Source organism: Massilia sp. KIM (assembly GCF_002007115.1).
Taxonomy (GTDB): Bacteria; Pseudomonadota; Gammaproteobacteria; order Burkholderiales; family Burkholderiaceae_D; genus Telluria.
Genome location: NZ_MVAD01000003.1, coordinates 319,071 through 337,248 on the forward strand (window position 1 = coordinate 319,071; position 18,178 = coordinate 337,248).

The following is an 18,178-nucleotide window of genomic DNA, read 5'->3' on the forward strand; positions in this document are numbered from 1 at the left end:
TTTGGCGGACATAGCCTTTGGGCCAATAAAGACGGGATAATAGCCGATTTGATCGCCAGTTTCCGGCTATTTTCCCCGATGCGAGACCTGTTGCGCCTGCTGAAGCGCCCCGCCAACCTGAGCCTGCTGCTGAGCTATGCGGCCCTCTCCCTCGTCCCCTTCCTGGGGCCGCTGGTGGGCGCGCCGCTGGCCGAACCCGGGCGGCTGGCCGGGATCGGCGTGTTCGGCTGGCTCACGGCCTGGGCCTTGTGCAAGCGCCCGGCCTATTTTCACTGGGCCCTGCTGCCGGCCTTCCTGGCCCTGCCCACCGAGCTCTATCTGCTGACCTATTACGGCCAGGGCATCTCGACCCATCACCTGGGCATCATCGCCGAGACCAGCCCCAGCGAAGCTGAGGAATTCCTGGGCGACCAGGCCTGGCTGCTGGGCGCGGCGCTGGTCGCGGTGCTGGCCTGGTGGGGCGCGACCTGGGCCGCGGCCTGGCGCACCCGCGACCTGGACTGGAACGACCGCTCGCGCTGGGTGGTGCTGGCGGTGCTCGGGGCCGGGCTGGCGACGCTCATATATAGTGCGCGCTACGGCGTGGCCCCGGACCGCCCGGCTGGCCCGGCTGCCCCGACCGCATCCGCCGCATCGGCGGCCGGGGTCCACCTGGTCAAGGCGGCGCCGCCGGCGGCCAGCACGCCGAAACCGCCGCCCCCGGCGCCCTACGCTTCGCTGCCGCCGCTGCCGCAATGGGCGCGCCTGCCCTTCGACCTGCATGCGGTGGCCCAGTCCTGGCCCTTCGGGCTGGCCGCGCGTGGGGTCGAGTTCTACCGCGAGCGGGTGCACCTGGCGGAACTGAACCGCCGCAGCGCCGATTTCCGCTTCGGCGCACGCCAGGCGGGCGAGGAGCACGGCCCGCAGGTGGTCGTGATGGTGCTGGGCGAATCCTCGCGCTACGACCGCTGGAGCCTGAACGGCTACAGCCGCGAGACCAACCCGCTGCTGGCCCAGGAAGAGAACCTGGTGATGCTGTCGGACGTGATCACGCCGGTGTCGGCCACCCGCCTGTCGGTGCCGGTCATCATCTCGCGCAAGCCGGCGATGCAGAGCCTGAAGGACGGCTTCTACGAGAAATCCCTGCTGTCGGCCTTCAAGGAAGCGGGCTTCAAGACCTTCTGGATCTCGAACCAGGTCTCGTTCGGCAAGTTCGACACGCCGGTCTCGGTGTTCGCCAAGGAGGCGGACGAGGTGGAGTTCCTGAACCTGGGCGGCTTCACCGACAACTCGAGCTACGACGCGGTGCTGCTCGAGCCCCTGCGGCGCGCGGTGGCCGACCCGGCCCAGAAGGTGCTGGTCGTCCTGCACACCCTGGGCAGCCACTGGAACTACGCGCACCGCTATCCGAAGGAATTCGACCGCTGGCAGCCTTCGCTGCACGGCATGGCCAGGCCCGACTACACCAACACCGCGCTCGAGCCCCAGATGAACAACAGTTACGACAGCGCGATCCTGTACACCGACTGGTTCCTGTCCAACGTGATCGGGGTGCTGAAGGACACCGGGCTGCCGGCCTCGCTGCTCTACGTGGCCGACCACGGCCAGACCCTGTACGACAAGGAGTGCCGGATCGCCTTCCACGGCCACAACACGCAGTACGAATTCCACGTGCCGGCCTTCGTCTGGTATTCCGGCGCCTGGGCCGAGCGCTATCCGGACAAGGTGGCGCAACTGAAGCGCCACCGCAAGGCCAGGCTATCGACCGAGAACATGTTCCACTCGGTGCTCGACATGGCCGACATCCGCTATCCGGACGAGCGCCTGGAGCGCAGCTTCCTCAGCCCGCGCTTCAAGCGCCACAAGCGCTACGTGGACAGCTACGGCTGGACCGATTACGACAATGCGACCATGAAGGGCGACTGCCGCGAGGTGATCGCGCGCGGCAAGCCCTTGCCGCGCGGCTGAGGCTGGGCAGCCGGAACGGCCGCAGCCTCGCCGGCGCCGAGCCGGAACACACTTACTACCTCGGCCAGGCGCGCGGCCTCTTCCTGCATCGATTCCGACGCGGCCGCGGCTTCCTCGACCAGGGCGGCGTTCTGCTGGGTGACCTGGTCCATCTGCGCCACGGCGCCGTTGATCTGGTCGATGCCCATGGTCTGCTCGCGGCTGGCGCTCGAGATCTCGGCCATGATATCGGCCACCCGGCGCACGCTGGCCACGATTTCCTGCATGGTGCTGCCGGCGTCGGCCACCAGGCGGCTGCCGTCCTCCACCTTGCCCACCGAGTCGCCGATCAGCTGCTTGATCTCCTTGGCCGCGTTGGCCGAGCGCTGGGCCAGGGTGCGCACCTCGGAAGCCACCACCGCGAAACCGCGGCCCTGCTCGCCGGCGCGCGCCGCCTCGACTGCGGCGTTGAGCGCCAGGATATTGGTCTGGAAGGCGATGCCGTCGATGACCGCGATGATGTCGACGATCTTGTTGGCCGATGCATTGATCTGGCCCATGGTGTCGACCACGTCGCCGATCACCTTGCCGCCGCGGACGGCCACCTCGGAGGCGCTTGCGGCCAGCACGGTGGCCTGCTGCGCGTTCTCGGCATTGCCCTTCACGGTCGAGGTCAGCTCTTCCATCGAGGACGCGGTTTCCTCGAGCGAGCTGGCCTGCTGCTCGGTGCGCGAAGACAGGTCCTGGCTGCCCGCCGCGACCTGGGCCGAGGCGGTGGCGATGGTGTCGGTGCCGGCGCGCACCTGGCTGACGATCAGGGCCAGGCTGTCGCGCATCTGCTTCATGGCGTGCATCATGCTGCCGGTGTCGCCCTGGCGGACGGCGATTTCCACGCCCAGGTCGCCGGCGGCGATGCGGGAGGCGACCGCCGCGGCGTCGCAAGGTTCGCCGCCGAGCTGGCGGGTCAGCTGGCGCGTGATCAGGACGCCGAGGGCCACGCCGGCCAGCGCGCTGCACAGGGTGAGTGCGAGCATGAAGTTGCGGCTGGTGGTGAAGGTGGCCGCGGTTTCCTCGGCGGCGGCCTTGGCGCGCGCTTCCTTCTGCTTGGCCAGTTCGGTCAGCATGTCATCCAAGGCGTTGGCGTGCTTGCGGGTCTCGGTCATGGCATGGGTCATCGCCTCGCTGCGGGTGGCCAGGGCTTCCTGACCGACCAGGGCGAACACCTGGCCCATTTCGCGCTCGTAGTCGACGGCGACGCGGTCGTAGTCGGCGAACAGCTGCTTGGCCCGGTCGCTCACGAACAGGGGCTTGGCCTTGGCCAGGTTGTCCTTGACCGCGGCCAGGTATTTGTCGATGTTGGCGCGATTGGCCTGGCGTTCCTGTTCGGTGGTCGAGAGCAGCACGTTGCCGCGCGCGCGTCCCACGTAGATCAGGTTGATGTTGGCTTCCTTGATGTAGGACAGGCCGAGCAATTCGCGCTCGTACATGTTTTCGGCGAGGTCGTTAATGCGGCTCATGTTGATGATGCCGATGAAGGCGACAACTGCCCCGAGGATGGTCAGGCCGAGAAAACCGGCGATCAGCCTGGTGCCTACTTTGAGTTTGGCGAACATGGAAATTCCTATAGCAGGTAGCGGACGATCTGGACGACCTCTTGCCGGCACGAGGGTGCGTGCGTGGGCGGTGCATCGAACAAGGGGGAAGGTCCAGCGGGGCGCCGGTGAAGCCGTCGGGATGGACGGGCCGGCGGTGCTTTGCAGCAGGGGCGAGGCTGCGAGCGCCCAGTGTAAAACAGCCCGCCGGCGACTTACAATTGCCTTACGCCAACTTACCCGCAAATCATGGGCATTTAGTTGCGGCGGGACAACAACGGGTCAGCGTTGCTGGCATGCCTCATCCCGAAGCGGGCGCGTGCGGCCAGGTCCTCGATACCCCGTGCTACGATGCGGGCTTTGCGGCGCCTGAATGAATTACTCGCTCTTCCTCTTCGACCTGGACGACACGCTGCTCGACTTCCGCGCCTCCGAACAGCTGTCCTTCGCGCGCACCCTGCGCGAGCTCGGCATGCATGGCCCGCTGGACGCGCTGTTCCCGCATTACCAGGCGATCAACCTGGACCTCTGGAGGCGTTTCGAGGCGGGCACGGTCACTAAAGACTTCCTCAAGGTGGAGCGCTTCCGCCTCACCTTCGCCGACTTCGGGCTCGATCTCGACCCGCAGGCGGCCGCCCGCATCTACCTCGATTCGCTGCCGCACAACGTGGTCCTGGTCGACGGCGCGCTCGCGCTGTGCGCGCGGCTGGCCGCGGTGGGCGAGATCGGCATCATCACCAACGGGGTCGATCACATCCAGAAGCGGCGCATCGCCAGCGCGGGGCTGGACGACTACGTGTCCTTCATCGCCACCTCCGAGGCCTGCGGCCACGCCAAGCCCGACACCCGCTTCTTCGACTACGCGGCCGGCATGGCGCGCGGCTTCTCGAAGGCCGGCACGGTGATCGTCGGGGACAGGCTGGACGCCGACATCCTGGGCGCCAACCGCTTCGGCATCGACAGCTGCTGGTTCAATCCGGCGCGCCTGCCGAACGGCTCGCAGGCCCGCCCCGACTACGAAGTCCACAGCCTGCCGGCGGTGGCGCAGGCGCTGGCGGGCGCCTGATCAGGGCGCGATCGGCGTCACCTCGTCGCCCGGCATCGGCGTGCAGGCCGCATCCAGCGGCTCCCAGCCGCGCCGCACCACGATCTGCCGCTCGTCGTGGCAGACCTGCACGCGGCGCGCCTCGGGCAGGCGCGCGCGCACGAAGGACTCGATCGAGGCCGGCACGCTGACCTGCAGCGCCAGCGCGTGGATGTCCTCGACCGGATGGTCGTTCATGTGCACCAGCGGCACGAACTGGCCGGCGAACATCAGCAGGTGCGAGGGAATCCGCACCGGCCCGGGGGCATAGCCCTGCTCGCGCAGCCAGGCCTGGGCTTGATCGCGCGCGCCCTCGCCGGCATCGATCCGGCCCCAGGCGCCGGCGAGCAGCTCGGCCACCCACTGGTTGCAGTTCTGGTAGCGGGTGCCGTAGGCATAGGCATTGGCGCTGTACTTCCCGGCCAGCAGGGCCAGCGCCAGCGGTTTGTCGAGCGCGGCCTGCTCCAGCCGGGCGCCCTCCTCCTCCGGCAGGAACACCAGCGACATGTGGCCGCGCGCCGGCGCGTCGGCGCCGAGCGCGAAGCCGGCCACGCCCTGGTCGAACAGGCGCGGGCGCGACTCGTCGCAGGCGTAGTACAGCTGGCGCACGGCCCATGGGCCGCCGGGATTGTCGCGCAGGGCCACGCCGGCGTGCGAGTACAGCAGGCCGAAGCGGCTCAGGTCCAGGCCCGCGCGCGCGATCAGGGCGGCGCGGGCGCCGGAGCGCTCCAGCTCCGCCTTCACCACGCCGGCGAAGCGCAGCACCCGGTCCTGTTCGAGGGCCGTGACCTCGGTGGCGCGTTCGCAGAAAGTGGGAAGGCCGGCCCAGGCGCCGGCGCTGGCGCACCATGCCAGCGCGGCCGCCGCGACGCGGGCGGCGCGCCGCAGCGGCATCAGATCGTGACCTTGCGCGAGCCCAGCTCGCGCTGCCAGTCGTCCTGCAGCGCCAGGAAGAAGGGGCGCTGGTTGTCGGCGTAGGCGAATTCGTAGCCGTAGACGCGCTCCTTCACGCGCACCAGCTCGCCCTTGTTCACGCCGCGTTCGGCCAGGGCGCGCGCCGGCAGGTCGAGGAAGAACTGCTGCTGCGGGCCGCCGGCCACGGCGCGCAGGGTCAGGCGCAGGGCGTCCGGCCTGGCGGGCGCCTGGGCGATGTCGATCACGCGGTAGTCGCCGGCGGCGACCTTGTTGTCGCCGCCCGAGCTGTCGCTGGAGCCGCTGATCGAATCGGAGATGCTGGCCGAGGAGGCCGAGCCCGCGCTGGAAGCCGAGGAAGCGAAGCTTTCGGCGTGGACCGGCGCCACGCAGGCGGCGGAGAAGGCGGCGAGGAGAAGCGCGCGGGAGAAGCTGGTGAAGGTCATGGACGTCTTTCGAATGCAAACTGAACGACGCCTATGGTACAAGTCCCGCGCGCTGCTGAGAAGGCGAAAGGCGGGTTCGCCACGCGCTTGTTTGTAACAATGTTTGCAGCCGCCACGACGCGGCGGCGTGTCAGGCGCCCGCTTCTTCGAAGCGCACTGGTTCCGTGGCGCCCGCCTTGCGCCGGATGACGACCGTGCCGGCCATCTTGTCGTGCCAGCCCTGTTTGCGGGCATCGAAGCCGACCCACAGGTAGCCGATGAGCAGGCCGATCATCGACACGAAATAGCCGAGGTAGCGGATCACGAATTGCCCGGTGCTCGGCTTGGCGCCGGTGCGCGCGTCGACGATGGTCGCGCCGATCGCCATTTTTCCGGGCGTGGTCGAGCGTTTCGTCCAGAACAGCATGATCAGGATGGCCGGCAGCACGTAGGAGATCAGGAAGTCGGCCGGGCCCTGGATCAGGCGCTCGCTCTCCCAGTAGCTGCTGCCGTACACGGCGAGCACCAGAGGGATGGTGAGGATGGCGAGCAGGACGCCGTCGATCAGGGACGCCCAGACGCGCGACCAGAAACCTGCGTATTCGAATTCGGATGCCTGCAGCGACATGCTACCTCCTTGTGTAATTGCTCATTTGCAACAATAGCACCGCCGCTCTCGCTGGACAAACCATGGCGCATAAACGTCGTCCTCTCAAGTCTGGCGCGCCTGCACCACGAATGCCTCGAGATAGTCGAGCCCCGCATCCTCTTCGCGTGTGCCGAGGAAGATCTGCTTGTGGATGCCCTCCTTCCCCAGCCGCACCGCCGTCACCGGCATGCGCGCGGCGTATTCCAGCACCAGCCAGCCCGGCAAGGCCGCCACGCCGCGGCCGCTGGCCACCATCTGCACCATGATGTCGGTGGTCTCGATGGTCTTGCGCTCGCGCGGGGCGCAGGCGGCGGGCAGGAAGAACTGGTTGTAGATGTCGAGCCGCTCGATGTCGACCGGGTAGGTGATCAGGACCTCGTCCGCCAGGTCGCAGGGCTCTGCCCATGCCTTGCCCGCCAGCGGATGCTCGCGCCCCACCACCAGCATCTGCTCGTAGTCGAACACCGGCACGAAGAGGAGGCCCGGCTTGAACAGCGGGTCGGGCGTCACCAGCAGGTCGACTTCGTAGTCCGACAAGGCCTTGATGCCGCCGAACTGGAATTTCTGCTTGACGTCCACGTCGACCGCGGGCCAGGCGGACAGGTAGGGCGCGACCACCCTCAGCAGCCACTGGTAGCAGGGATGGCATTCCATCCCGATGCGCAGGGTGCCGCGCTGGCCCTGGGCGTACTGCTGCATCAGGCGCTCGGCGTGCTCGAGTTGCGGCAGCACGCGGTTGGCCAGGCCGAGCAGGTAGTGGCCCGCCTGGGTCAGGCGCAGGGCGCGGCCTTCGCGCGTCCACACTTCCAGGCCCAGTTGCTGCTCCAGCTTGCGGATGGTGTGGCTGAGGGCCGACTGGGTCAGGAACAGCACCTCGGCGGCCGCGGTAAGCGAGCCGTGGCGGTCGACCTCGCGCAGGATGGACAGGTGGATTCGTTCGAGCATGGGAGATCCATGAATAGATTTAATAGATGCATGAAATCATACCAATTTTATTCATGAGTCAGGCGGCCTATCATCGCTTCACCATGACAATCCAAGCACAACCATGACCATCACCCACAATCTCGGCTTCCCGCGCATCGGCGCCCGGCGCGAACTGAAATTCGCCCTCGAAAGCTATTGGAAGGGCGAGTCGTCCGCCGCGCAGCTCGAGGCCGAGGCGGCGCGCCTGCGCGCGCAGCACTGGCGCCGCCAGGCCCAACTCGACTTCGCGCCGCTCGCCGACTTCTCGCTCTACGACCACGTGCTCGACATGAGCTTCCTGCTCGGGAACGTGCCCGAACGCGCCCATGCCCACGAGGGCGACGCGCTGGACCGGTACTTCCGCATCGCGCGCGGCCGCGCCGCCGGCGCCGACCGCGGCTGCGTGCATGCGGGCGAGATGACCAAGTGGTTCGACACCAACTACCACTACATCGTCCCCGAGTTCCACGCCGACACCCGCTTCGCGCTCGACACCACGACCCTGGCGCGCCAGCTGGCCGAGGCGCGCGCCCTGGGCGTGAAGGCCAAGCCGGTGCTGATCGGCCCCCTCACCTATCTCTGGCTCGGCAAGTCGCGCGACGCCAGCGAGCGTCTGGCGCTCTTGGCGCGCCTGCTGCCCGTCTACCGCGCGCTGCTGGCCTGGCTGGCCGCCGAGGGCGTCGACTGGGTCCAGCTCGACGAGCCGGCCCTGGTCACGGAACTGGGCGAGGACTGGCGCCAGGCCTATGCCCTGGCCTACGAGGCCTTGCGCGGCAGCGGCGTCAAGCTGCTGCTGACCACCTATTTCGGCCGCCTGGAAGAGAACCTGGCCCTGGCCTGCGCGCTACCGGTGGACGGCCTGCACCTGGACGCGATCCAGGCCAGGCACGAGGTCGATGCGGCCATCGGCCTGCTGGGCGCCGACAAGGTGCTGTCGCTGGGCGTGGTCGACGGCCGCAACGTCTGGAAGACCGATTTGCACGCCACCCTGGCCTGGCTGGAGCCGGTGCAGCGCCTGATCGGCGAGCGCCTGTGGATCGCGCCGTCCTGCTCCCTGCTGCACGTGCCGGTCGACCTGGCGGGCGAAGAAAAACTCGATCCCGAGATCCGTTCCTGGCTCGCCTTCGCGGCGCAGAAGCTGGAGGAGCTGAGCGTGCTGGCAACGGCGCTCGACCACGGCCGCAGCCGGGTGCAGGAAGCCCTGGTCGAAAACGCCGCCGCCATCGACCGCCGCCGCGCGTCCCCGCGCGTGTCGAATCCGGAAGTGGGCGCGGCGCTGGCCGGCATCACGCTCGCCATGGGCGAACGCGCCAGCCCGCACCCCGTGCGCAGCGCCGCCCAGGCCGCGCGCCTGCCCTTGCCGCCCTACCCGACCACCACCATCGGCTCCTTCCCGCAGACGCCGGAGATCCGCGCGGCGCGCAGCCGCCACCGGCGCGGCGAGCTCGACGCCGGGGCCTACGAGGATGCGATGCGGTTTGAAATCGCGCGCTGCGTGCGCGAGCAGGAAGCCCTGGGCCTGGACGTGCTGGTGCACGGCGAGGCCGAGCGCAACGACATGGTCGAGTACTTCGGCGAACAGCTCGAGGGCTATGCCTTCACCGAGGCCGGCTGGGTCCAGTCCTACGGCTCGCGCTGCGTCAAGCCGCCCATCCTCTACGGCGACATCCGCCGCCCGCGCCCGATGACGGTGGCCTGGACCGTCTATGCCCAGTCGCTCACCGACAAGCCGATGAAGGGCATGCTGACCGGCCCGGTGACCATGCTCAACTGGTCCTTCGTGCGCGACGACCAGCCGCGCGCCGTCACCTGCCGCCAGCTGGCCCTGGCGATCCGCGCCGAGGTGCTGGACCTGGAGCGCGCCGGCGTGCCGATCATCCAGATCGACGAGGCGGCCCTGCGCGAAGGGCTGCCGCTGCGCCGCGCGCAGTGGCAGGACTACCTGGACTGGGCGGTGGGCGCCTTCCGCCTGGCCGCCAACGGCGTGCGCGACACGACCCAGATCCACACCCACATGTGCTATTCGGAGTTCAACGACATCATCGCCGCCATCGCGGCGCTGGACGCGGACGTGATCACGATCGAGACCTCGCGCTCCAACATGGAGCTGCTGGACGCCTTCGAGAGCTTCAACTACCCGAACGACATCGGACCGGGCGTGTACGACATCCATACGCCCAACGTGCCCGCCCAGGAGCAGATCGTGGCGCTGATGCGCAAGGCGGCGCGCCGCATCCCGGCGCGGCGGCTGTGGGTGAATCCGGATTGCGGACTCAAGACCCGCAACTGGGAAGAGGTGCTGCCGGCGCTGCGCAACATGGTGGCGGCAGCGCGCGCCCTGCGCCAAACGGCCGGGCACGCCCCGGCCGGCAGGGCCGAAGTGACAGCGGGATGACACGACGCGCGCGCGAGATATTCACAAATGCGATTTTCGTTATCACGACATATCATTGGATTTATATTTTGCGCCGCAGCATACTGCACCTGTCTCCACTATTTCTCCTCCAAGAAAATAGTCTTCAAGCCCGCTGCTAGCGGGCTTTTTTTTTACCTCTTCGTCTCACTGCGCACCTCATCGTGCCGCGCCCGCGTCCGGTCGTCGAACCGGGCTTGAATCGCGCATTCCCCCTTAAACCTACCATGACCCTCTCGTGAACCGGTTTTGAATTGTGCGCGCTTTATCATCAATCAACTCGCCGCTATATTTGAACCGGTAACGAACAACACCATGGAAGTACCGACGACCACGACAAGCTGGCGCCGGCGCTTCCGCTCGCCTACGGATTCGCAACCCTATTTTGGAGAACGACATGAAACTTCGTGATTTTCTGAAAGCTGGATTGGCGCTCGTGATGGCCGCCTCGCTGGCCGCCTGCGGCGGCGACAACGACGACCCGCCGGAGGTAAGGCAAGGCAATATCGCCGAAGTGGCCCAGCAACAAGGCTTCACCGCCCTGCTGGCGGCCGTCACCAAGGCCGGCATCGGCAACACCCTGACCAACGCCAACTCGCAGCTGACCGTGTTCGCCCCGACCGACCGCGCCTTCGGCGAGCTGGCCACGCGCCTGGGCTTCGCCGACGCCACCGCGATGGTGAACGCGCTGCCGGCCAGCGCGCTGCAGAGCATCCTCACTTACCACGTGCTGGGCACGAAGAAGCTGGCCGCCGATCTCGCCGCCGGCGGCGCCACCCAGGACACCGTCTACACCTATGCCAACGCCCCGGCCACCCTGGCCTTCGATTTCAGCAATGGCGTGCGCATCACCGACGCCGCCCTGACCACCGCCAACGTGGTGACCGCGAACGTCCAGGCCAGCAACGGCGTGATCCACGCGGTCGACAAGGTGCTGGTGCCGCCGGGCGTGCTGAACGTGGTCCAGATGGCGCAGGTGAATCCGCAGTTCAGTTCCCTGGTCGGCGCCGTGGTGTCGGCCAACCTGCAAGGCACCCTGAGCGGCGCCGGTCCGTTCACCGTGTTCGCGCCCACCAATGCCGCCTTCGCCGCCGCGCCCCAGGGCCTGAGCACCGACCAGCTGCGCACCGTGCTGACCTACCACGTGCTGGCCGGCCAGGTGCTCTCGAGCCAGATTTCATTCGGCTCGCCGGTCGCCACGGTCGCCGGCCAGAACATCACGATCTCGGCCGGCACGCCGCCGACCATCCGCGACACCACCACCACCCAGGCCAGGATCGTCGCGGTCGACGTGCGCGCCAGTAACGGCGTGATCCACGTGATCGACAAGGTCCTGATCCCCGCGCTGTAAGCGCAGGAGATCGCGCGGCTAGACCGTCAGCCCGAGCTCGGCGAGGATCGCATCCTTCATCTGCTGCAGCTCGGGGCTCGACACCTTGCGCGGGTGCGGCTGGGTCAAGCTGAAGCTGGCCTTGACCGTGGCCGGCCGCGGCGACAGCACCACGATGCGGTCGGCCAGGTAGAGGGCCTCCTCGACGTCGTGGGTGATCAGGACCACGGTATGGCGCTCTTCCTGCAGGATGCGCAGCAGCTCGTTGCGCATCTTCAGGTTCATCAGGGCGTCCAGGGCCGAGAAGGGTTCGTCCATGTACAGGATCTCGGGCTTGACCACCAGCGCACGCGCGATTTCCACGCGCTTGAGCATGCCGCCCGAGAGTTCGCGCGGATAGGCGTTCTCGAAGCCCTTCAGCCCCACCATCTCGGCGTAGTGGTCGGCCAGCCGCGCCTTCTGGGCGCGCACGCCCTCGTTCAGGCCAAACATCAGGTTTTCCTGCACCGTCAGCCAGGGGAAGACCGAACCGTGCTGGGAGATCACGATGCCCTTCGGCCCCGGGCGCAGCAGCGGCTCGCCGTCGATGCGCACGCCGCCGGCATCCGGCCGCTCGAAGCCCGAGATCAGCTTCATCAGGGTCGACTTGCCGCAGCCCGAAGGGCCGACGATGGCGACGAACTCACCGTCCTCGATCTCCAGGCTGATGCCGCCCACCACCGGCAGCGCGACGCCGTCCTTGGCGAAGCTCTTGCGTAAATCGTCGATGACGATCTTAACGGCCATAACGCCACCTCACGGAATTGAGTCCTTCCAGCCTGCGCATCAGCGCGTCCAGCAGCAGGCCGATGATGCCGATGATGACCATGCCGGCCACCACCAGGTCGTAGCGGTTGCCCGCGTTGCGCGCGTCGATGATCAGGTAGCCCAGGCCCGAGTTACGCACGATCATCTCGGCCGCCACCACCACCAGCCAGGCCACGCCCAGGCCGATGCGCATGCCCACCACGATGTCGGGCAGCACCGCCGGCACGATCACCTGGTGGAACATCTTCTGACGCGACACGCCGAAGTTCATGGCCGCGTGCAGGTAGCGCTGCTCGATGGTGTGCACGCCGTTGGCGGTCTGCACGATCATCGGGAACACGGCGGCCAGGAAGATCAGGAACACCGGCGCCACGTCGCCCACGCCGAACCACAGGATGGCCAGCGGGATCCAGGCGATCGGCGAGATCGGGCGCAGGATCTGGAACACCGGATTGAGGGTGTGGTAGACGCGGTCCACCCTGCCCATCCACAGCCCGGTCGGCACCGCCACCAGCACCGCCAGCAGGAAGCCGGTCGTCACCCGCATCAGGGATGCGCCGATGTGCTTCCACAGGGTGCCGTCGCGCGCCAGCTCGGCGGTGCCGGCCAGCACCTGGGCCGGGCTCGGGAAGATCAGGCTGCCGCTGTGCAGGACCGCCGCGTGCCACAGGCCGATCAGGGCCAGTATCAAGAGCAGCGCGGTCCAACTGGTTTTGAGTTTCTCCACGGGTTCCTCGTCGATGGGCGCTCAGTCCGCGCGCCAGGCCGCGATGCGCCAGCGAAGGCGCGCCAGGCCCGGCGCCGGATACGGGTCGACGATCACCTTCATCGACCCGCTGCTGTGCGCGGTGCAGTTGAATTCGTTTTCCGAGACGGTCTCGAAAGGCAGGCGGAAGTCCTGTCCCGGCATGATCAGGACCGGTCCGAAGATCTGCGGCACCTTGTCGCGGTTACGCAGCAGCAGGCGGTCCTTCACGCCCAGGGTCAGGCGGATGGTGGACGGCAGGATGTCGCGCTTGTCGCCCGCCATGCGGCGTTCCCAGGTGCCGGGCGGGATCTCGAACAGCTCGTCGCGGCTCCCTACGCTGATCGGGGCGAACATGGCCCAGGCCAGGGCGGCGGCGGCGCAGGCGAGCAGGAGCCACGCGGGCCAGTAGCGGCGCAGCATCTTCATTTCTGCTTGAGCAGGATCGCGAGGTCGTGCGCGATGTCGGCGGCCGGGCGGCCGAAGGGCATCAGCGCGCGCAGCATGCCGCGCCGGTCGACGAAGTACAGGTAGGACGAGTGGCCGAGCTGGTACTCGCCCTGCTTTTCCATCGCCTGCCTGGTCACGCTGATGCCGTAGTCCTTCAGCACGGCCTGGATCTGGGCCGGACTGCCGCTGACGCCGATGAAGCTCTTGTCGAACTTGCCGAGGTAGTCACGCAGGTGGGCGGTGGTGTCGCGCTCCGGGTCGACGGTGACGAACAGCACCTGGACCTCGGCCGCCGCCGCGCCCAGCAGGGTGCGCGCCTGGGCCAGCGAAGCCAGCGACACCGGACACACGTAGGGGCAGGAGGTGTAGCCGAATTCCAGCACCACCACCTTGCCGCGCAGGCTGGAGAGGGTGAAGGGCTTGCCGGTCGACGCAGGCAGCGCGATCTCGGGCGCGGCGCGCGGCGGGTCGAAGGTGCCGGCCTTGAGTGCTTGCGCCTGGACGGCGAAGGGGGCGAGGCTGGCGCACAGCAGCAGGGAAAGCAGGTGTCGTTTCACAGCGGGATGGGCACCGGTTTGATGTTCCTGTAGAAGCTCTCGTCGACGTAGCGCTCGTAAGCCACCGGGCGCTTGAGGGTGCCCGCTTCGACCGAGAGCTGCATCAGCTCGTCGAACTCGCTGCGGATCATGCGCAGGTCGCCGTAGGTGACGCGGTCTTCGGGATTGTCCATCACGAACTTGATGATCTTCGGGTCCTGCCCGAAGAAGGTCTTGGCGGCGGCGATGTGGGCCGCCTTGTCGCGGTTGGCTGGCCCCTGGTCGAGCCAGTCGCCGGCGGACTGGATGTGGTTGACCAGGTCTTGTACCAGCGGCCGGTCGGTCCGGATCAGGTCTTCGCGCACGGTCAGCACGCAGCAGATGTAGTTGCGCCACTCGTCGCGCGTCATGGCCAGCGGGCGCGCATAGCCGGCGCGCTGGGCCGCCGCGCCGAAGGGCTCGCCGGTGCAATAGGCGTCCACCGCCTTCGCGTACAGCGCGGCCGGCATGTCGGGCGGCGCCATCTCGATCAGGGTGATGTCCTTGGGCGACATGCCGGCGCGCGCCAGCATCTTGCGCAGGAACAGGAAGTCGACCGCGAAGCGGCTGGGGATGGCGATGCTCTTGCCGCGCAGGTCGCGGAAGGTGCGGGCCGGCGAATCGGTGCGCACCATGATCACCGCGCCCGAGCGGTGGCCGAGCGAGACGATCTTGAGCGGGATGCGGCTGTCGACCAGGTCCATCACCAGCGGCGCCAGCATGTAGGCGGCCTGGATACGGCCGGTCATCAGGGACTCCTTCACCTCTGGCCAGCCGCTGAACTTGGCGTAGGCGAAGGGCGCCGGCCCCAGGCCCCTGGCCTCGTTGGCGCGGGTGCGGCCCATGCAGGCGATCGGCAGGGTCAGGTTGCAGGTGACCGGCAGGCCGCCCACCACCAGCGGCTTCGGCGCCGCGCCCTGGGCCAGCGGCGGCAGGGCCAGCGGCGCGGCGGCGGCCAGCGCGCGCTTGAGCACCAGGCGGCGCTGTAGATCGAAGAGGCTGGACTGAGGCAGGGTCATGGTCGGGCGCATCCAAAACGTTGCCGGATTGTACTCTAGAGCCAGCCCGCCGTGTACATACCGGCCGCGGCGCTGGCGTGCTCTCCGCTTCGGCGGGGCGGGCTAGACTGGCGGCGTCCCTTCTTCCGGTCCGCGCCATGAACATCGTCTGCATCGCCTGGGGTTCGCTGCTGTGGAAGCCCGGCCCGCTCAAGCTGGCCTCCGGCTGGCACCCCGGCGGTCCGCGCCTGCCGCTCGAATTCGCGCGCGACAGCGACGACAGCCCGGAACTGGCGCTGGTGCTGTGCGAAGGCCGCCCGCTCGCGCCGACCTATTGGGCCTACCTGGCGGCGGCCGATCTGGCGGCCGCGCGCGCCATGCTGGGCGCACGCGAGAAAATCACGCCGGCGCGCCCGGACTGGATCGGCAGCTATCCGCCGCTGGACGGGGCGGGCCCCGACGAGCGGATCGGCGCCTGGCTGCGCGCACGCCGCATCGACGCCGCCGTCTGGACCGCGCTGCCGCCCAAGTTCCGCGGGCGCGATGGCCGGGCGCCCAGCGCGGCCGAAGTGCTGGAGCTGCTCGACAGCCTGGCGGGCGAGGAACGCGCCGGCGCCGAGGATTACCTGCGCCGCACCCCGGCCCACATCGACACGCCCTACCGGCGCCTGATCGAAGCGCGCCTCGGCTGGCGCGCGCGGCGCGACGCCCACGTCACCCGCCAGCGTTGAACTGCCGAGTATGTAACTTGCTACAGTCCAGTTTGCTGCAATCGTGCGCCCTGTCGCGTGCACCATCTTGGTGCTAGCTTGGCATTCTCATCACTGCCAGGAGGTCGCCATGAAACCCGCTTTACCCGTGGTCCCGCGTCTGTTCCCCGTGATTTGCCTGATCCTCGGCGCCATGTTCGCGCTTCCCGGCGCGGCCCAGACCAGCGCCACCCTCACCACCAGCGGCACGATGTCGCTGGGCTACGACGGCATCGGCCTGTTCGGCGCGCCCGACGCCAGTCTGTCCGGCACGGAGTTCACGCTCTCGATCACCCTCGACCTGACCCGCCTTTCCGGCACCCGCACCGGCGGCGAGAACTGGGTCGGCAACAATGGCTACGGCAATCCGATGTTCGCCACCGGCGCCCTCACTGTCGCCGGCCGCACTTATTCCTGGCTGATCGACAGCGGCAGCGCCTATGCCGGCCTGTCGAGCAACCGCGACGCGGTCGGCATGGATGCCAGCGGCAAGAACATGCTCGACGGCTACAACGTCGGCGCCGGCGCCTTCATCCAGACCGACGGCACGACGCCGCGCGTGGTGCTCGGCACCGACTTCGCCCAGACCCTGGTGTTCGACGACTACACGCTCACGCCCTTGCGTGACCACGCGCTCGCGTTCTACGCCACCATCCCCTACATTCCCTGCGAGGGCTGCCCGGGGGCCAGCGGTCCCGAAGTGTTCTCGACCTGGTTCCAGGCGGACAATCCGCGCGCCGTCTGGACCGCCAGCCCGGTGCCCGAGCCGGCCACCTGGGGCATGCTCGTCCTCGGGGCCGGCGTGGTGGGCCTGGCCCGCCGCCGTCCCTTCCTCAACGCCTGAACCGCCGGGAGACACGCCATGAGCATCCGCATCAAGCTGTTCGCCGCCACCATCGCGCTGGCTGCCGCCAGCCTCCCGGCCCAGGCCGGCACCGTCAGCTTCAGCACCAGCGGCACCATCGCCAGCGGCATCGACGAGCTCGGCCTGTTCGGCGCCAGCGGCGCCCAGCTGGCCGGCGAGGCCTTCTCGCTCACGATCTCGATCGACACCGAGGGCCTGGTGCCAAACCCGTCCACCTGGGACTGGGTCGGCAGCATCAACGAGGCGATCCAGGATCCCGCGCGGCCCACCCTGGTGACGGGCAGCGTGCGCGTCGGCGAGGGCAGCTATGCCTGGACCGTCGACGACGCCCTGCTCGCCCGTCTCACGCTGGCCGCGGCCGGCCCCAGCTATCCGCGCCCCGACATCGCCTCGGCCAACGGCTACGGCATCGCGGCTGACGGCCTGCGCGTGAGCGCGACCAGCGAGGTGCACACCTCGGTCAAGGGCAACCTGGGCGTGGTGCACGACACCCGTTTCGAGCAGGAGCGCAGCTTCCCCACCGACCAGAACCTGGTGATGTCCAGCTCCCTGTTCCATGCCTCGCTGGCGCCCGGCGAGGGGGCGAACACGGGGACCGGCGTCCTGATCACCTCCTTCACCTCGGGCGGCACCCTGGACGCGGCCACCTGGCGCCATACCGTCAGCCCGGTGCCCGAACCCGGGCAGTCCGGCATGCTGCTGGCCGGCGCCGGACTGCTCGGCTGGCGCCTGCGGCGGCGCGCCGCCCCTGCCCCGGGCTGACATCCTCCGCCCGGCTTGCCTCCCAGCCGGCGCATATCGATATGCGCCGGCCGACTCAGGCGTTTTCCGTATGTGCTAGCGCGAAGAGATTCGTTCTCTTCGCGCCGGCCCGTCGATACCATCGTCGCAAGTTCATCACCTGTTATGACAGGCCCACGAGACTTGCGAATGACTTCCTTCCGCGCCATCGAACACTCGCCCGAACCGCTCTATTCCCAGGTGCGCGAACGCCTGCGCGAGCGCATCCTGGACGGCACCTACCTGCACGACGCCCGCCTGCCCGCCGAAAGCGAGATCAGCGCCATCTTCGGCGTCAGCCGCATCACGGTGCGCCAGGCCCTGAGCGACCTGCAGAACGAGGGCCTGATCGTCAAGGTGGCCGGCAAGGGCTCCTTCGTGGCCCGCCCCCGCCCCAGCCAGGAGCTCAGCCGCCTGGAAGGCTTCGGCGAAGCGATGTCGCGCAAGGGCCACCGCATCCTCAACCGCGTCGTCTCGCAGCTGGAGCTGCCGGCCACGCCGGCGGTCGCGGCCCAGCTGCGGCTGCCGGTCGGCGCGCCGGTGTGCGAGATCCGGCGCGTGCGCTTCCTCGACCGCGAACCGGTGTCGTATGAAGTCACCTACCTGCCGCCCGCCCTCGGCCGCCGCCTGCGCACGGAAAACCTTGCCGAGCGCGACATCTTCCTGATCCTGGAAGTCGACTACGGCATCGCGCTCGGCCATGCCGACATCCAGATCGGCGCCGTCAACGCCGACCCGGCGCTGGCCACCTCGCTGGCGGTGGCGCCGCGCGCGGCCCTGCTGCGGATCGAGCGCCTGACCTGGAGCGCGGACGGCGAGCCGCTCGATTTCGAATACCTGTACGTGCGCGGCGAAGCCTTCCAGTACCTGCTGCGCCTGCCCCGCCATCCTTCTTCCACCCAAGGAACCTGA

At 68.5% G+C, this 18,178-nt stretch carries 18 protein-coding genes; 8 read left to right on the forward strand and 10 right to left on the reverse strand.

All coding sequences use genetic code 11. The features are described from left to right. Positions 1-78: 78 nt before the first annotated feature. Positions 79-1,947 (forward strand): phosphoethanolamine transferase, encoded by a 1,869-nt coding sequence (locus B0920_RS21750; protein WP_078034774.1) that lies wholly within the window; start codon positions 79-81, stop codon positions 1,945-1,947. Here B0920_RS21750 and B0920_RS26485 read toward each other — a convergent pair. Further along, on the reverse strand, positions 1,875-3,539 hold the full coding sequence (locus tag B0920_RS26485) for a methyl-accepting chemotaxis protein (RefSeq protein WP_078034775.1): 1,665 nt from the start codon (positions 3,537-3,539) through the stop codon (positions 1,875-1,877). The two genes, B0920_RS21750 and B0920_RS26485, sit on opposite strands and share 73 nt — an antisense overlap. 352 nt (positions 3,540-3,891) lie before the next feature. Here B0920_RS26485 and B0920_RS21760 point away from each other — a divergent pair, with 352 nt between their 5' ends. Further along, positions 3,892-4,584: a YjjG family noncanonical pyrimidine nucleotidase gene (locus B0920_RS21760; RefSeq protein ID WP_078034776.1), complete on the forward strand. Its 693-nt coding sequence runs from the start codon at positions 3,892-3,894 to the stop codon at positions 4,582-4,584. Here the strand turns inward: B0920_RS21760 and B0920_RS21765 are convergent, their stop codons facing one another. The 4 genes from B0920_RS21765 to B0920_RS21780 form a co-directional block, all read right to left on the reverse strand. Further along, positions 4,585-5,496: a DUF2145 domain-containing protein gene (locus tag B0920_RS21765; RefSeq protein WP_078034777.1), complete on the reverse strand. Its 912-nt coding sequence runs from the start codon at positions 5,494-5,496 to the stop codon at positions 4,585-4,587. It lies immediately after the preceding gene. Further along, positions 5,496-5,960, reverse strand: coding sequence for a hypothetical protein (locus B0920_RS21770; protein WP_078034778.1), 465 nt, complete (start codon positions 5,958-5,960; stop codon positions 5,496-5,498). The genes B0920_RS21765 and B0920_RS21770 overlap by 1 nt, the downstream gene beginning before the upstream one ends. 130 nt (positions 5,961-6,090) lie before the next feature. After that, positions 6,091-6,567: an RDD family protein gene (locus B0920_RS21775; RefSeq protein ID WP_229455871.1), complete on the reverse strand. Its 477-nt coding sequence runs from the start codon at positions 6,565-6,567 to the stop codon at positions 6,091-6,093. Positions 6,568-6,651: 84 nt separating this feature from the next. Then, positions 6,652-7,533 carry a LysR family transcriptional regulator gene (locus B0920_RS21780; protein WP_078034779.1) on the reverse strand — a complete coding sequence of 294 codons (882 nt, stop codon included), beginning with the start codon at positions 7,531-7,533 and terminating at the stop codon, positions 6,652-6,654. A gap of 103 nt (positions 7,534-7,636) precedes the next feature. On the opposite strand from B0920_RS21780, the gene metE reads away from it, so the two are divergent. Then, a complete protein-coding gene (gene metE / locus B0920_RS21785; protein ID WP_078034780.1) occupies positions 7,637-9,949 on the forward strand; it encodes a 5-methyltetrahydropteroyltriglutamate--homocysteine S-methyltransferase in 2,313 nt (770 codons plus the stop codon). A gap of 415 nt (positions 9,950-10,364) precedes the next feature. After that, on the forward strand, positions 10,365-11,318 hold the full coding sequence (locus B0920_RS21790) for a fasciclin domain-containing protein (RefSeq protein ID WP_229455872.1): 954 nt from the start codon (positions 10,365-10,367) through the stop codon (positions 11,316-11,318). 18 nt (positions 11,319-11,336) lie between these two features. On the opposite strand, the gene B0920_RS21795 is transcribed toward B0920_RS21790, so the two are convergent. The 5 genes from B0920_RS21795 to B0920_RS21815 are packed head-to-tail and all read right to left on the reverse strand — an operon-like array spanning position 11,337 to position 14,893. After that, on the reverse strand, positions 11,337-12,083 hold the full coding sequence (locus B0920_RS21795) for an ABC transporter ATP-binding protein (protein ID WP_078034781.1): 747 nt from the start codon (positions 12,081-12,083) through the stop codon (positions 11,337-11,339). Then, on the reverse strand, positions 12,073-12,831 hold the full coding sequence (locus tag B0920_RS21800) for an ABC transporter permease (protein ID WP_078034782.1): 759 nt from the start codon (positions 12,829-12,831) through the stop codon (positions 12,073-12,075). Before B0920_RS21800 ends, B0920_RS21795 begins: the two co-directional genes overlap by 11 nt. Before the next feature lie 21 nt (positions 12,832-12,852). Continuing rightward, positions 12,853-13,278: a hypothetical protein gene (locus tag B0920_RS21805; protein ID WP_078034783.1), complete on the reverse strand. Its 426-nt coding sequence runs from the start codon at positions 13,276-13,278 to the stop codon at positions 12,853-12,855. Continuing rightward, positions 13,275-13,856, reverse strand: coding sequence for an SCO family protein (locus B0920_RS21810; RefSeq protein WP_078034784.1), 582 nt, complete (start codon positions 13,854-13,856; stop codon positions 13,275-13,277). The genes B0920_RS21805 and B0920_RS21810 overlap by 4 nt, the downstream gene beginning before the upstream one ends. Beyond that, the gene (locus B0920_RS21815) at positions 13,853-14,893 is read right to left on the reverse strand and encodes an ABC transporter substrate-binding protein (RefSeq protein WP_078034944.1); all 1,041 of its coding nucleotides are present in this window, start codon (positions 14,891-14,893) and stop codon (positions 13,853-13,855) included. Before B0920_RS21815 ends, B0920_RS21810 begins: the two co-directional genes overlap by 4 nt. 137 nt (positions 14,894-15,030) lie before the next feature. Here B0920_RS21815 and B0920_RS21820 point away from each other — a divergent pair, with 137 nt between their 5' ends. The 4 genes from B0920_RS21820 to B0920_RS21835 all read left to right on the forward strand — a co-directional run bounded on the left by B0920_RS21820 (position 15,031) and on the right by B0920_RS21835 (position 18,178). Next, complete coding sequence (locus B0920_RS21820; protein WP_078034785.1) at positions 15,031-15,603, forward strand: hypothetical protein; 573 nt, start codon at positions 15,031-15,033, stop codon at positions 15,601-15,603. 109 nt (positions 15,604-15,712) lie between these two features. Next, complete coding sequence (locus B0920_RS21825) at positions 15,713-16,465, forward strand: PEP-CTERM sorting domain-containing protein (RefSeq protein ID WP_078034786.1); 753 nt, start codon at positions 15,713-15,715, stop codon at positions 16,463-16,465. An 18-nt stretch (positions 16,466-16,483) separates the two neighbouring features. Next, the gene (locus B0920_RS26335) at positions 16,484-17,248 is read left to right on the forward strand and encodes a PEP-CTERM sorting domain-containing protein (protein WP_078034787.1); all 765 of its coding nucleotides are present in this window, start codon (positions 16,484-16,486) and stop codon (positions 17,246-17,248) included. Between the two features lie 168 nt (positions 17,249-17,416). Next, entirely contained in the window at positions 17,417-18,178 is a 762-nt protein-coding gene (locus B0920_RS21835) for a GntR family transcriptional regulator (RefSeq protein WP_078034788.1), read from the forward strand.